This is a genomic window from Geodermatophilus sp. YIM 151500 (assembly GCF_025716945.1).
In the GTDB taxonomy this organism is placed as follows: Bacteria; Actinomycetota; Actinomycetes; order Mycobacteriales; family Geodermatophilaceae; genus YIM-151500.
In genome coordinates, this window is the sequence record NZ_JAOVZT010000001.1 from 157,532 (window position 1) to 171,120 (window position 13,589).

General features: G+C 76.8%; 12 protein-coding genes. 8 read left to right on the forward strand and 4 right to left on the reverse strand.

The genetic code is table 11. The features are described from left to right. Nucleotides 1-236 precede the first annotated feature (236 nt). The 5 genes from OF117_RS00710 to OF117_RS00730 are packed head-to-tail and all read left to right on the forward strand — an operon-like array spanning nt 237 to nt 5,647. Complete coding sequence (locus OF117_RS00710; protein WP_263550863.1) at nt 237-1,127, forward strand: shikimate dehydrogenase; 891 nt, start codon at nt 237-239, stop codon at nt 1,125-1,127. Next, entirely contained in the window at nt 1,108-3,006 is a 1,899-nt protein-coding gene (locus OF117_RS00715; protein WP_263550864.1) for a bifunctional sugar phosphate isomerase/epimerase/4-hydroxyphenylpyruvate dioxygenase family protein, read from the forward strand. Before OF117_RS00710 ends, OF117_RS00715 begins: the two co-directional genes overlap by 20 nt. Nucleotides 3,007-3,058: 52 nt before the next feature. Further along, entirely contained in the window at nt 3,059-3,838 is a 780-nt protein-coding gene (locus OF117_RS00720) for an IclR family transcriptional regulator (RefSeq protein ID WP_263550865.1), read from the forward strand. A 49-nt stretch (nt 3,839-3,887) separates the two neighbouring features. After that, nucleotides 3,888-5,060, forward strand: coding sequence for a 4-hydroxybenzoate 3-monooxygenase (locus OF117_RS00725; RefSeq protein ID WP_263550866.1), 1,173 nt, complete (start codon nt 3,888-3,890; stop codon nt 5,058-5,060). Then, a complete protein-coding gene (locus OF117_RS00730) occupies nt 5,057-5,647 on the forward strand; it encodes a GNAT family N-acetyltransferase (protein ID WP_263550867.1) in 591 nt (196 codons plus the stop codon). Before OF117_RS00725 ends, OF117_RS00730 begins: the two co-directional genes overlap by 4 nt. Here OF117_RS00730 and OF117_RS00735 read toward each other — a convergent pair. Then, entirely contained in the window at nt 5,644-6,834 is a 1,191-nt protein-coding gene (locus OF117_RS00735) for a serine hydrolase domain-containing protein (RefSeq protein ID WP_263550868.1), read from the reverse strand. The two genes, OF117_RS00730 and OF117_RS00735, sit on opposite strands and share 4 nt — an antisense overlap. Before the next feature lie 142 nt (nt 6,835-6,976). Between OF117_RS00735 and OF117_RS00740 the strand changes: the two genes are divergently transcribed. Continuing rightward, a complete protein-coding gene (locus OF117_RS00740; protein WP_263550869.1) occupies nt 6,977-8,743 on the forward strand; it encodes an HNH endonuclease signature motif containing protein in 1,767 nt (588 codons plus the stop codon). Nucleotides 8,744-8,926: 183 nt separating this feature from the next. Here the strand turns inward: OF117_RS00740 and OF117_RS00745 are convergent, their stop codons facing one another. After that, nucleotides 8,927-9,925 (reverse strand): zinc-dependent alcohol dehydrogenase family protein, encoded by a 999-nt coding sequence (locus OF117_RS00745; RefSeq protein WP_263550870.1) that lies wholly within the window; start codon nt 9,923-9,925, stop codon nt 8,927-8,929. A 23-nt stretch (nt 9,926-9,948) separates the two neighbouring features. Beyond that, nucleotides 9,949-10,971: a universal stress protein gene (locus OF117_RS00750; RefSeq protein WP_263550871.1), complete on the reverse strand. Its 1,023-nt coding sequence runs from the start codon at nt 10,969-10,971 to the stop codon at nt 9,949-9,951. Nucleotides 10,972-11,197: 226 nt separating this feature from the next. On the opposite strand from OF117_RS00750, the gene OF117_RS00755 reads away from it, so the two are divergent. Both OF117_RS00755 and OF117_RS00760 read left to right on the forward strand, forming a co-directional pair. Beyond that, nucleotides 11,198-12,319 (forward strand): Acg family FMN-binding oxidoreductase, encoded by a 1,122-nt coding sequence (locus tag OF117_RS00755; protein ID WP_263550872.1) that lies wholly within the window; start codon nt 11,198-11,200, stop codon nt 12,317-12,319. 107 nt (nt 12,320-12,426) lie between these two features. Beyond that, nucleotides 12,427-12,915 (forward strand): hypothetical protein, encoded by a 489-nt coding sequence (locus OF117_RS00760; RefSeq protein WP_263550873.1) that lies wholly within the window; start codon nt 12,427-12,429, stop codon nt 12,913-12,915. A gap of 52 nt (nt 12,916-12,967) precedes the next feature. Here the strand turns inward: OF117_RS00760 and OF117_RS00765 are convergent, their stop codons facing one another. Continuing rightward, the gene (locus tag OF117_RS00765) at nt 12,968-13,516 is read right to left on the reverse strand and encodes a universal stress protein (RefSeq protein ID WP_263550874.1); all 549 of its coding nucleotides are present in this window, start codon (nt 13,514-13,516) and stop codon (nt 12,968-12,970) included. Nucleotides 13,517-13,589: the final 73 nt, after the last annotated feature.

Here is a 13,589-nt window from a genome sequence, read left to right on the forward strand (position 1 = left end):
GGGCGCTCGTCGCGCCGGGAAAGCGGTGTCCGGGCCGGCCGGCTGTGACCGGGGACACGACGGGACTGTAGCGGCGATCACTGCGTGGATGAACTAGTTCGTACATTACTGTGACGCACCTCACGGCGTCAACCGGTCGCGAGCGGCGATTCCCCCGCCACCCCTAGCGCGGGCACCGCACCGTGTGGTCTGCTGCACATGAACTCACCAGTTGGTACATACGACGGGAGAGGCCCATGACCTCCGGCTCGCACTCGTTCCTCGTCGGCCTGCTCGGCACCGGCATCGGCCCCTCGCTGACCCCGCCGATGCACGAGCGCGAGGCCGACGAGCTGGGCCTGCGCTACCTGTACCGGCGCCTGGACCTCGACCGGCTCGGCCTCCCGGCCGGCGCGGTCGGCGAGGTCGTGGCCGCGGCCCGGCTGGTCGGGTACGACGGGCTGAACGTCACCCACCCGTGCAAGCAGCTGGTCATCGAGCACCTGGACGAGCTGTCGCCCGACGCGCGGGCGCTGGGCGCGGTCAACACGGTCGTCTTCCGCGACGGGCGGGCGATCGGGCACAACACCGACTGGTCCGGCTTCGCCCGCGCCTTCGACCGCGAGCTGTCCGACGTCCGGCTGGACGGCGTCGTCCTGCTCGGTGCGGGCGGCGCCGGCTCCGCCGTCGGCCACGCGCTGCTGACCCTCGGCGTCCGGCGGCTCACGGTCCTCGACGTCGACGGCGCGCGCGCCGAGGCGCTGGCGGGCTCCCTCGGGGAGCGCTTCGGCACCGATCGCGTCGTCGGCCGCCCGGCGGCCGAGCTGCCCGCCCGCCTCGCGGGAGCCGACGGGCTGGTCCACGCCACCCCGACGGGCATGGCCGAGCACCCCGGTCTCCCGGTGGACGAGGCGCTGCTGCGCCCGGACCTCTGGGTGGCCGACATCGTGTACCGGCCGCTGCAGACGCAGCTGGTCCGCACCGCGCGCGGTCGGGGCTGCCGGGTCATGGACGGCGGCGGCATGGCCGTCTTCCAGGCCGTCGACGCCTTCCGCCTCTTCACCGGCGTGGATCCACGACCCGAGCGGATGCTGGCCCACTTCACGACGCTGGTGGAGGAGACGGGTCGTGGCGTCCGCGTCGGCTGACGAGGCTCCCCGCCCTCCTCGCCCGGGACGGGGTGCGGGCCGGGGCCGCCGGACGATCGCGACCGTCTGCCTCTCGGGCACCCTCGAGGACAAGCTCGCCGCGGCCGCGGGCGCGGGCTTCGACGGCATCGAGCTCTTCGAGCCGGACCTGATCGCCTCGCCCTGGTCACCGGCCGAGGTGGCGGCCCGGTGCGCCGACCTCGGCCTGTCGATCGACCTCTACCAACCCTTCCGCGACCTCGACTCGACCGATCCGGACCGCTTCCGCCGCAACCTGCGGCGGCTGGAGCGCAAGCTCGACGTCATGGCGCGGCTGGGCACGGACACCGTGCTGGTCTGCTCGTCCGTCGCCCCCGACGCCGTCGCCGACCTCGACCGGCTGGCCGAGCAGCTCGCCGCGGCCGCCTCGCCGGCCGCCGACCGGGGCGTGCGCATCGCCTACGAGGCGCTCGCCTGGGGACGGCACGTCTCCACCTGGGACGCGTCGTGGGAGGCGGTCCGGCGGGCCGGCTCCTCCGCCGTGGGCCTGTGCCTGGACAGCTTCCACGTGCTCTCCCGCCGGGGCGACCCGGCCGGTTTCCCGGCCGTCCCGGGCGAGCGCATCTTCTTCCTCCAGCTGGCCGACGCACCCCAGCTGCAGATGGACGTGCTGCAGTGGAGCCGGCACCACCGGCTCTTCCCGGGCCAGGGCGCCTTCGACCTCCCCCGCTTCCTCGACGGCGTGCTCGCCGCCGGGTACACCGGTCCCCTGTCGCTGGAGGTCTTCAACGACGTGTTCCGGCAGTCCGACCCGGCACGGACGGCCGTCGACGCCATGCGCTCGCTGCTGTGGCTCGAGGAGGCGCACGCCCGCACCTCCCCCGGCGCCGGCCACCCGCCGACGGCGCCGGCGCTGACCGGGCACGCCTTCACCGAGCTGGCCGTCGACGGCGTCTCGGGGCCGCGGGTGGCCGGCACGCTGCGGTCGCTGGGGTTCGCGCACACCGGCCAGCACCGCTCCAAGCCGGTGCAGCTCTGGCAGCAGGGCCAGGCCCGGGTCCTGCTCAACGCGGCGGTCGTCGACCCCGGCGGCCCGGACGTCGCCAGCGTCGCCGCGCTCGGGCTGGAGAGCGAGGACCCGGCCAGCTCGGCCGCCCGCGCCGAGGCGTTCCGGGCGCCGGTGCTGCCGCGCACGCGGGGCACGGCGGAGGCCGAGCTGTCCGCGATCGCCGCGCCGGACGGCACCCAGGTGTTCTTCACGCGGACCGGCCCCGGCGGTTGGCCCGCCGACTTCCTGCCCACGGGCGAGGCGGTCTCCCCGGGTGCCGGGTTGCTCGCCGTCGACCACGTCGGGCTCACCCAGCCCTTCGACTCCTTCGACGAGGCCGCGCTCTTCTACCACGCCGTGCTGGGCCTGGAGCTCTCCGCGGTCACCGAGGTGGCCGCCCCGTTCGGGCTGGTCCGGACGCGGGCCGTGACCGGCGCCGACCGCCGGGTGCGGCTGGCCCTGAGCGTCGCCGCGCTGCGCCGGGGCGGCTGGACCCCCGGCGTCCCCGATCCCCAGTACGTCGCCTTCGCCACCGACGACATCGTGGAGTCGGCGCGGCGGCTGCGCGCCGCCGGGGCGCCGCTGCTCGACATCCCCGCCAACTACGCCGACGACGTCGAGGCCCGCTTCGACCTGCCGCCGGACCTCCTCGCCGCGGTCCGCGAGCACGGGCTGATGTACGAGGAGGACGACCGGGGCGGCTACCTCCACCTCGCCACGGAGGTGCTCGGCGGCCGGGTCTTCTTCGAGGTGGTGCAGCGGCTCGGCGGTCACGACGGGTACGGGACGACGGACGCCCCGGTGCGGATGGCGGCGCACCGGCGCGCGCGGCGGCGCGCGGCCACCGGCTGAGCGCCGCGACCCCGGCCCGTACCGGGTCCCGCGACCGCACGAGGAGGACGGTGTGGCAGGAGGCGACGGCACGACCGGCCGGGCGGTGACCGCGCGCGCGCTCGGCGTCCTCGACGCCTTCGACGCCGGGGCGCCCCGGCTGACCCTCACCGAGATCGCCGAGCGCTCCGGCACGCCGCTGACCACCACGCACCGGATCCTCGCCGCGCTCACCGAGTGGGGGGCGCTGGTGCGCCGCTCCGACGGCCGCTACGAGATCGGCCGCAAGCTGTGGGACCTGGGACTGCTGGCGCCGGTCGAGGCCGAGCTGCGGGTGGTGGCCACGCCCTTCCTCATGGACGTGCACACCGCCACCCGCGACACGGTGCACCTCGCCGTCCGCGACGGCCGGTCGGCCCTGTACGTCGAGCGGATCTCCGGCCGCGAGTCGGTGCCCGTGGTCAGCCAGGTGGGCAGCCGACTGCCGCTGCACGCCACCGGGGTCGGGAAGGTGCTGCTGGCGGCCGCGCCGGACGACGTCGTCGAGGAGGTCCTGCGCTCGGCGACCCGGCAGACCCGGCACACCGTCGTCGACCCGGCCCGGCTGCGGCGGGAGATCACCGACGTCCGGCGGCGCGGCTTCGCCCGCACCTCGGAGGAGATGACGCTCGGGGCGTCCTCGGTCGCCGTGCCGGTGCGCGTGCCCCGCCCCTCGGGCACCGACGTCGTGGCCGCCGCGCTGGGCATCGTCGTCCCGAGCTCGCGGCGCGACACCGCCCGGCTCGTGCCGGTGCTCGAGGTGGCCGCCCGGAGCATCGGCCGCGAGCTCGCCCGCACCCGCGACTTCCGCTGACCGGGAGCGAGCGGTTCGTCCCCGCCGTGATCGGGGGCACACTCCCCCCGTGCGTACCCAGGTGGGCATCATCGGCGCCGGCCCGGCCGGCCTCCTGCTCTCGCGGTTGCTGTGGCTGCAGGGCATCGACTCGGTCGTGCTGGAGAACCGCTCCCGCGACTACGTGGAGGCGCGGATCCGCGCCGGCATCCTCGAACAGCACACCGTCGACACCCTGACCGCCGCCGGGGTCGGCGACCGGCTGCGCCGGGAGGGGCTGGAGCACTCCGGCATCTACCTGCAGCACCCGGGCACGCGGCACAAGCTGGACTTCCCGTCGCTGTGCGGCCGCTCCGTGTGGGTGTACGGCCAGACCGAGGTGACCAAGGACCTGATCCGGGCCCAGCTGGACGGCGGTCCGCCGCTGCTGTTCGAGGTCTCGGACGTGGTGCCGGAGGACGTCGACGGCGACAGCCCGCGCGTCCGGTTCACCGGCGCCGACGGCACGCCGCAGGTGCTCGAGTGCGAGGTGGTCGCCGGCACCGACGGCTTCCACGGCGTCTCGCGGCCCACGGTCGTCGCCGGGACCGACAGCCGCACGTGGGAGCGGGTCTACCCCTTCGCCTGGCTCGGCATCCTGGCCGAGGCGCCCCCGGCGACCGACGAGCTGATCTACGCGTGGCACCCCGAGGGCTTCGCGCTGCACTCGATGCGCTCGCCGTCGATCTCGCGGCTGTACCTGCAGGTCTCGCCCGACGAACGGATCGACGACTGGTCCGACGACCGCATCTGGGCGAACCTGGCGACCCGCTTCGCGCTGGAGGGCTGGTCGCTGAACACCGGCCGGGTGATCGAGAAGTCGGTGCTGCCGATGCGCTCGTTCGTCAGCGCGCCGATGCGCCGCGGGCGGCTGTTCCTCGCCGGCGACGCCGCGCACATCGTGCCGCCGACCGGCGCGAAGGGGCTGAACCTGGCGGTGGCCGACGTGACCCTGCTGGCGACGGCGCTGGTGCGGCTGCTGCAGGAGAAGGAGAGCGACCTGGTCGACGCCTACTCCGACACCGCGCTGCGCCGGGTCTGGCGGTGCACGCACTTCTCCTGGTGGATGACGTCGATGCTGCACCGCCACGGCGACGACTTCGACGCCCGGCTGCAGCTCTCGCAGCTGGAGCGGGTGTGCGCGTCCGAGCCCGCGCAGCGCGAGCTGGCGGAGAACTACACCGGGCTGCCGATCGGGTCGTGACGGTGGCGACCGGCGCCTCCGGGGTCGACGTCGTCCCGGCGACGGCGGACCGCTGGGCCGACGTGGTCGCGGTGTTCGCGGGGCCCGGCGACCCCGGCCGGTGCTGGTGCCAGTGGTTCCTCCGCGGGGCGGTCGCCGACCGCGCGCACGCCGACGCCAACCGGGCGGCGCTGCGGACGCAGCTCGACGCCGGGTCCCCCGGGGTGCTCGGCTACCTGGACGGCGTCCCGAGCGGGTGGTGCGCCGTCGCGCCGCGTCCGGGGTACACGCGGCTGACCCGCTCGCCGCTGCTCACGGAGGACTCCGGGCTCGCCGATCCCGCCGTCTGGTCGGTGACCTGCTTCGTCGTCCGCCGTCCCGCGCGCCGGCAGGGCCTGTCGGCGGAGCTGCTCGCCGGCGCGGTCGACCTGGCACGGCGGGGCGGGGCGGCGGTGGTCGAGGGCTATCCGGTCGACCCCGCCGTCCGCCGTCCGGCATCGGCGGCCGAGCTGTACCACGGGGTGCTGCCGGTGTTCCTGCGCGCCGGCTTCACCGAGGTGGCCCGGCCGCAGCCCGCGCGGCCCGTCGTCCGGCTGGCGGTGGGCTAGAGGCAGTCGTGGACGGCGGCCCAGAACGCGTCGGGGCCGTCGTCCGGGCCGCCCATGAGGCGCTGGGTGAGCAGGACGCCGACGAGGCCGTGCGCCGGGTCGACCCAGGCCGAGGTACCGGTGCCGCCGTCCCAGCCCCAGCGGCCGGGCGTCGCCCAGGGCCGCCGCCCCTCGCCGTCGGCCTCGACGGTGACGCCGACCTGGAGACCCCAGGAGATGCCGGGGCCGAGGAAGTCCTGCGCCGGCGCGCGCTGCTCGGGTGCCAGAGCGTCGGTGGTCATCAGCGCCACCGACGACGGGCCCAGCACGGGTGACCCGCCGTCGGCGAGGGCGCACAGAAAGGCGAGGACGTCGGGGGCGGTGGAGACGAGCCCGGCGGCCAGCCCGGCGAACGCCGGCGGGCGGGCGAACCGCCCGCCGGGCGGGTCGAGGAGGGCGAGACCGTCGTCGGTGGGCGCGTACTGGGTGGCGAGCCGGGCGGGATCGGCGGTGAAGCCGGTGCCGTGCAGCTGCAGCGGCCCGGTGACGCGCTCGGCCAGCAGGTCGGGCAGCGGCCGCCCGGTGGCCCGGGCCAGCAGGACGGACAGGACGTCGGTGCTGGTGTGGTAGAGCCACCGCTCGCCGGGCCGGGCGGCGAGCGGCAGCCCGCCGAGGCGGCGCAGGTACTCGTCGGGCGGCACGGTCGGGGGGAAGGGACCGGGGCTCAGCCCTCGCTCGTCCATGGCGACGGCGAGCGGCGAGTCGTCCCAGAGGCCGCCGAAGCCGGCCGTGCTCGTCAACAGGTGGCGCACGGTGATCGGCTCGTCGACGGGGCGCGTGTCGGTGAGGTCGGCGCCCGGGGCGGAGAGCACGCGTGCATCGGCCAGCTCGGGCAGCCAGCGGTCGACCGGGTCGTCGAGGCCGAGTGCGCCGTGCTCGACGAGGGACAGCGTCAGCGCACCGGCGAACGGCTTGGACACCGAGGCGAGGCGGAACTGCGTGCCCGCCCGCATCGGCGCGTCGGCGTCGAGGTGCGGTCGGCCGCCGGTGAGCACCTCGGCGCGGCCGGCGTAACGGACGGCGGCCACGAAGCCGGGCACCCGGCCCTCGTCGACCTGCCGCTGGAGGGCGGCCTGCACGGGCGCGAAACGGTCGGTGGTCGTGCGGGACTCCATGTCGCTCAGACGCCCGCGGCCGTCCGGACTCATCGCCGGCCCCCTCCGGGCGCCCGGCCCTGCCGTACGGCTGGACCTGTTCGGCTGGGCTCCGCCTCGGCGGAGAACCGTCGGCGACGAGGATCCGGCCTCGTCGGTCCAGGAATTGTCAGAGCCCTGGTGTTCACTCGTACACGTGTTCGACGGCGGTGGGTTCGGGGTCGGTCTGGCCGTCGCCGAGCTGCGCCCGGTCGAGTGGAACGTGCCCGCCGGGTACGGCCCCGACGCGCTGCCGGCAGGCGTGGTGGCGCGGCCGTCCCGACTGGCGGAGATCCTGCCCCCGGCCGCGCGCAGCGATGCCGGTATCGCCGCCGAGCTGGGCCGGCTGGTCGAGCTGGAGGCGCGGCTGGCCGCGTACCGGGTGGAGCTGATCGCCGAGCTGGCCACCCGCCGCCCGGCCGACCTGGACCCTCCACCGGGCACGCCCGGCGCGGCCAGCCCGGCGAGCAGGTCCGACGGGCCGGCCGCGCCGGCCGGGGTCAGCGAGTTCTTCGCCGACGAGCTGGCTCTCGCGCTGTCCTGCTCCCGCACCGCGGCGACCGTGGCCGCCGGGCAGGCGCTGCTGCTGGCCGACGCGCTGCCGGCCACGAAGGCCGCGCTGGCGGACGGGACGCTGGACTGGCCGCGGGCCCGCGGCATCGCCGAGGAGCTCCGACTGGCCACGGTGCACACCACGCCGGGGGTGCTGGCCGGGATCGAGGCCGCCGTGCTGCCCACGGCGGCCGACCGTTCGGTGCGCAGCCTGCGGGCCGCGGTGCGGGCCGAGCTGCTGCGCTCCGACGCGGCCGCCGCCGACGCCCGCCGGGCCGCCGCGCAGCGCCACGACACCGACGTGCGGGTGGAGCAGCTGCCCGACGGGATGGCCGAGCTGTCCGCCGTCCTCCCGCTGGAGGCCGCCCAGGCCTGCCGGGAGGTGCTGGACACGCACGCGAGGTGGGTCCGCGACGACGGTGACGAGCGACCGCTCGGAACGCTCCGCGCCGCCGCGCTGTGCGACCTGCTCCTGCGCCCTTGGGACACGAGCCGCCCGCCGGTCACCGCCGCGCTGACCGTGCTCGCTCCGCTGGACACCTTGGCGGCCGCTGCCGTGGCCCCTGACGCGGCCGGGGGCACCGGCACCGGCTTCTTCCCCGCCGTCCGGCTCGCGTCGGCCCTGGGGCCCGCCGGCCTGGCGTCCGACGGAGGGCTCGCCGGGTGGGGCTACCGGGTGCCCGAGCCTGCCCGGCCGGGCGGGCAGCCGATCACCGCCGCCCACCTGCGCACCCTTCTCGAACGGATCGAGGCGCTGTGCCCCGGCGGGTTGCAGGCCCCGCCCGGCGGCACCCTGCACATCGGCATCACCGACCCGGCCACCGGCGAGTTGCGCGCGGTGCTCACCCGCGCCCAGCTCCAGCTGCTGGCCGCCCGCGGTTGCCCGGCGCATCCCGGCACCACCGGCTACGACGGCCCCAGCCCCGACGGCGGCGAGCCGGTCGCCTGCCGCTGCCCGCTCGTCGACCGGCCGCCGGCCGTCGACCGCTACCGGCCCTCCGCGGCCCAGCGCCGCTTCGTGACTACGCGCGACCGGCACTGCCGCCATCCCGGCTGCGCCAACCGCGCCGGCTGGGCCGACATCGACCACGTCGTCCCGCACGCCGAGGGCGGGGCGACCGACTGCGCCAACCTGTGCTGCCTGTGCCGGCGGCACCACCGGCTCAAGACCCACGCCCGCGGCTGGACCTACACCCTCACCGCCGAGGGCCTGTTGACCGTCACCAGCCCCTCGGGGGTCACCCGCACCACCCGACCCCCGGGCTGGCGCCACCTCCCCCACGCCGAGCTGGACGTGCCGCCCGACCTGGGGCCGGCCGCCGCACCGGCTCGCACGGCGGCCGCGCCCGTCGATGATCCGCCGCCCTTCTGACCCGCTCCCCGGACCAGCCCCTCTCCCGCCCGGTTGCGCCCCGGGCCGGTTGCACCCCAGACCAGGAGCTCGGTCGCCAGGCCCGCCCCGCCCGCCCCGACCCAGGTGGGCGGTCCGGGCCTGCCCGGGTGCCGCCGCGTCGGCAGAGGGGCGACCCGCTGCTGCGGTGCCTCACGGGCACGGTCAGGTGTGCAGCACCGCGGCTCCGCTGAAGCGACCGGAGGCCAGGTCGGCCAGCGCGGCGGGAGCCTCGTCCATGGGATAGGGCACCGTCCGTGCCCGCACGCCGAGGCGGGCCGCCAGGCGGAGGAACTCCTCGCCGTCCTGCCGGGTGTTCGCGGTGACGCTGCGCAGCCGCCGCTCGCCGAACAGCTCGCCGGCGTAGTCCAGCGACGGGATGGCCGACAGCCAGATGCCGGCCACCGCGAGCGTGGCGCCGCGATCCAGGGCCCGCAGCGCCAGGGGCACCAGACCACCCGCGGGCGCGAACAGGATGGCCCCGTCGAGCGGCTCCGGAGGCAGGTCCTCCGCGCTCCCCACCGAGTCCGCGCCGAGCTCCGCGGCCAGCCGCCGGTTCGCCTCCCCGCGGGTCAGCACGTGCACCCGCAGGCCCTGCGCGAGGGCGACCTGCGCGGTGAGGTGCGCGCTCCCGCCGAAGCCGTAGATGCCCAGCGCTCCGCCCGGTGGCACCGCGGCGCACCGCAGCGCGCGGTACCCGATGATCCCCGCGCACAGCAGCGGCGCGGCCTCCTCGTCTTCCACGCCGTCCGGCAGGCGATAGGCGTACCGCTCGTCGACGAGGCAGGCCTCGGCGTACCCGCCGTCGACGTCCCAGCCGGTGAACACCGGCCGCTCGCACAGGTTCTCCTCACCGCGCCGGCAGAACCGGCAGCTGCCGTCGGTGCCGCCGAGCCACGCGACGCCGACCCGGTCGCCGACGGCGAACCGGCCGACGCCCGACCCGACGGCCTGCACGACACCGACGACCTCGTGCCCCGGCACCACGGCCGCCCGACGGGGCGGCAGATCACCCTCGGCGAGGTGCAGGTCGGTGCGGCACACCCCGCAGCAGCTCACCCGCACCAGCAGCGCCCGCGGGCCGGGCACCGGCTCGGGACGCTCGACCCGCCGCAGCGGCCCGTCGCCGATCGGGCCGGGCACCTCGACCACCCAGGCACGCATCCGACGGCTCCCGGGGAGGCCGGTCAGGCGCGTGCGGCGGCCGACCCGGCCCGCTCCGCCGGGACGCCCCGGTCCGCCGACGAGTGCAGCACCATGACCGGGCAGGGGGCGTGGACGACGCACAGCAGCGCCACCGAGCCGAGCAGCAGCCCCGGCAACGTCCCGTGCCCGCGGTTGCCCACGACGAGCAGCGCCGCGTCCGCCGCCTCGTCGACCAGGACCGCGGCCGGGCGGCCCTCCACCGCCGTGAAGTCGACGCGCGGTCCCGTCTCGCCGCCCTCCCCGAGCAGCCGCTCGCCCAGCACCTCGGCCGCCGCCTCGCGCGCCTGCCGCAGCGCCACGTCCCGCACCCGGGCCGTCGACTCGGCAGTGGCGGTGCCGAGGTCGGTCCAGTGCTCCGCCGGCTCCAGGACCACCACCACCCGCAGGTCGGTGCCGAGCAGCGTCGCCTCGTCGACCGCGGCGAGGAGCGCGGACCGGGCCGCCGCCGAGCCGTCGAACCCGATCACGACGGCGCGCCGCCCGCCGGGCAGCACGGCGCGGTCCGGGTGGACGACGACCACCCGGCCGCGGGAATGCATGACGCAGCGCAGCGACACCGAGCCGAGCACGGCGCCCCGGACGGCCCCCCGCCCGCGGCTGCCCACGACCAGCACGTCGTCCGGTCCGGCGGCCGCGACGAGGTGGTCTGCCGGTGCGCCACCGACGACGACGACGTCGACCGGGACGACCGGCACGCCGGGCACGCCGGCCAGGGCGGGGTCGCCGCGGACCTCGTCGACCAGGGCCCGCGCCTGCGTCGTCGCCAGGTCGCGGACGGCGTCCAGCCGGTGCCGATCGGCCAGGTAGGCGTCCGTCCAGTAGAAGTCGACGGGGTAGGCGGTGACGACGTCGAGGGGGACGCCGCGGTGGGCGGCCTCCGCCAGCGCCCACACCAGCGCGGCCCGCGCGCCGTCGGAGGCGTCGACGCCCACGACGACGCGACCGCGCCCGGCCCCGTACGGACGGCCCGCGACTCCGTCGAGCGTCGTGGTCGGCGTGCCCATGATGCGTCCTCCGCCCTCCAGGCCGGCCTGCCGCCGGTACCGGAGCCGAGCCTGCCGGGGGCGATCCCTCTCCGCGGCGGCACGACGTCCCGGGCGCCCGGGCACTTGGTCACGTCCTGCGCGGCGCAACCGGTGACCTTCGCCCCGCGGACAGGGACCGTCGGCGGGCGCGGCGGCGGGGTCCTCCGGGAGACGCTCGACCGGACGACCCGTACGAGGAGGACCGATGTCACCGGCCACGTCCCCCGCGCACTCCGACGAGATGCGCACCCATGCCCTCGAGCATTCCATCGACCGGGCCCTGCTCGCGCCGTCCGTGCACAACACCCAACCGTGGATCGTGGAACTGGCCCGCGACTCGGTCGCCCTGCGGGCGGACCGGAGCCGTCAGCTCACCGTCATCGACCCGCACGGCCGCGAGTTGCTGATCAGCGGAGGCGCCGCCCTGCTGAACCTGCGCGCGGCGCTGGCCGACCGGAATTGGGCGATACAGGTCGACCGGCTGCCCGACCCGGACGACCCGGACCTGCTCGCCGTCGTCCGGCCGGTGGAGGGCTCCGCGGACGGTGAGCTCGCGGTGCTCGCCCCCGCGATCGACCGGCGGCGCACCAACCGACGCCGCTTCTGCTCAGATCCCGTGCCGGACGAGGTCGTGGACCGCCTGAGCCGGGTGGCGGCCGCGGAGGACGCCGACCTCGTGCCCGTGGTGCGCGAGGAGGACCGCCGGCTGGTCGCCCGGCTGACACAGCAGGCCGACGAGGCGCAGAACGCCGATCCGGCCTACCGGGCCGAGATCCGCCGCTGGACCAACCGCTCCCCGGAGGACCGGGACGGCGTGCAGGCGGCGGCGGTGCCGCACGTCGACGGCAGCGCGCACGACGACCTGCCGCTGCGCGACTTCGACAGCGCCGGCGCGGGGATGCTGCCGCCCGACACCCACTCGACGTCCGACCAGACGCTGCTCCTCCTCGCGACCCGCACCGACGACCCGCTCGCCTGGTTGCGCACCGGCGAGGCGATGGAGCGCCTGCTGCTCGAGCTGACCCGGCTCGACTGGGCCGCCAGCCCCATCACCCAGGCCGTCGAGGTGCCGCTGACGCGCTCGCAGCTGCGGTCGGCGCTGACCTGGGGCGCCCACCCGCAGGTGCTGCTCCGCATCGGCCGGGCCGCGGCCACGACACCCAGTCCCCGCCGCCGCCGCGACGACATGGTGACGGGCAGCACCCGCCCGCCGGAGCCGATGACCCGGCACGTCCGGCCGTCACCGGTGGGCTGGCCCCCGTCGTCCCGGGAGCGGAACGAACCCCGGCCCGTCCCGGACGGGCGCGGGGGCACCGTCTGGATCTGAGCGCTGTGGACGGCGACCCGCCCGCCGCGGGGTCGGCACGCCGCCGCCCGGAGTCCGGCGCCCGCGCCTCGAGCCGCAGCACCGACCGCATCCAGCGAGTCTCCCGGGTGATCGCCGTGCTGCTGGCGATGGTGGCCGTCCCTGTCGGGGTGTCGGCGAGCAGCACCACGGCCGAGCGGCTCACCACGGCGGCCGAGGAGTACCGGGCCGAGCACGAACGGCGCCCCGCCGTCCTGCTCGAGCCTGCCGTCGGGAAGGTCACCGCCGCCAACGGGTGGGTGCCCGCCACCGCGACGTGGACGGTCGGGTTCGGACCGCCCCGGGAGGGCACCGTGTACGCCCCCGTCGGCAGCCGGCCCGGCGACACCGTGGAGGTGTGGATGACCCGCTCGGGCGAGCCCGTCGCCCCGCCGCCCCGGCCGCGTGACATCACCGGCCGCGCCGTCGTCCAGGGCGTCTTCACCGCGCTCGGCGTGATGGCCGCGGCCGTGGTCGCACACCTGCTGGTCTGCCTGCTCCTCGACCGGATCCGCATGCTGCAGTGGGGCGGCGAGTGGTCGACGGTCGAACCCCGGTGGTCCGACCGCCGCCCCTGACGACTCCCGACCGACGGTCGCGTCCCTTCCCCCACGCCGGCCGTCCGTCGGGTCACACGCTGGCCGTCACCGCCCCGCCGGACCGGGCCGCCTCCGCCGCTCGCAGGCCCGCGTGCACGGTGAGCACCGGGCACGGCGCGTGCATCACGCAGTTCAGCGCCACCGACCCGAGGGCGGCGCTGCGCAGGGCACCGCGGCCGCGGCTGCCGACCACCAGCAGATCGGCCCCCTCGGCGCGGTCGAGGAGGGCCTGCACCGCCGGGCCGGCGGTGACGACGACGTCCACCCGCGGCCCGCTGCGACCGTCGCCGGGGACCTCCCGGACGACCCCGTCAACGAGCCGCCGGGTCCGTTCCTCGGTCAGGGCGCGCAGCTGGTCGACCGGGGGGTTGACGACCGGGTAGACGCCCATCCAGTACAGCTGGACGTCGTAGGCGGCGACCACCTCCAGATCCGCTCCGCGCGAGTGCGCGGTCCGCAGGGCGTGGGCCAGGGCCGCACGCGAGCCGGCGGATCCGTCCACGCCGACCACGATCCTGGGTCGCCGGCTCCCGGTCGCGGGTTCCCGCCGGCCGCCCTGCGGTTCGTCCCCGACGGCCATGGCGCCTCCTCCTCCGTGCGCCGCTCCGGTGGCGGCACCTGCACCCGAGCCTGGCGGCCGTCGCGCCCCGCCG

What these genes read in the sequence shown, in the direction of transcription:
- OF117_RS00710 (WP_263550863.1), top strand. Translation starts at nt 237, where the DNA reads ATGACCTCCGGCTCGCACTCGTTCCTCGTCGGCCTGCTCGGCACCGGC.
- OF117_RS00765 (WP_263550874.1), bottom strand. Translation starts at nt 13,516, where the DNA reads ATGGCCGTCGGGGACGAACCGCAGGGCGGCCGGCGGGAACCCGCGACC.
- OF117_RS00755 (WP_263550872.1), top strand. Translation starts at nt 11,198, where the DNA reads ATGTCACCGGCCACGTCCCCCGCGCACTCCGACGAGATGCGCACCCAT.
- OF117_RS00735 (WP_263550868.1), bottom strand. Translation starts at nt 6,834, where the DNA reads ATGAGTCCGGACGGCCGCGGGCGTCTGAGCGACATGGAGTCCCGCACG.
- OF117_RS00745 (WP_263550870.1), bottom strand. Translation starts at nt 9,925, where the DNA reads ATGCGTGCCTGGGTGGTCGAGGTGCCCGGCCCGATCGGCGACGGGCCG.
- OF117_RS00750 (WP_263550871.1), bottom strand. Translation starts at nt 10,971, where the DNA reads ATGGGCACGCCGACCACGACGCTCGACGGAGTCGCGGGCCGTCCGTAC.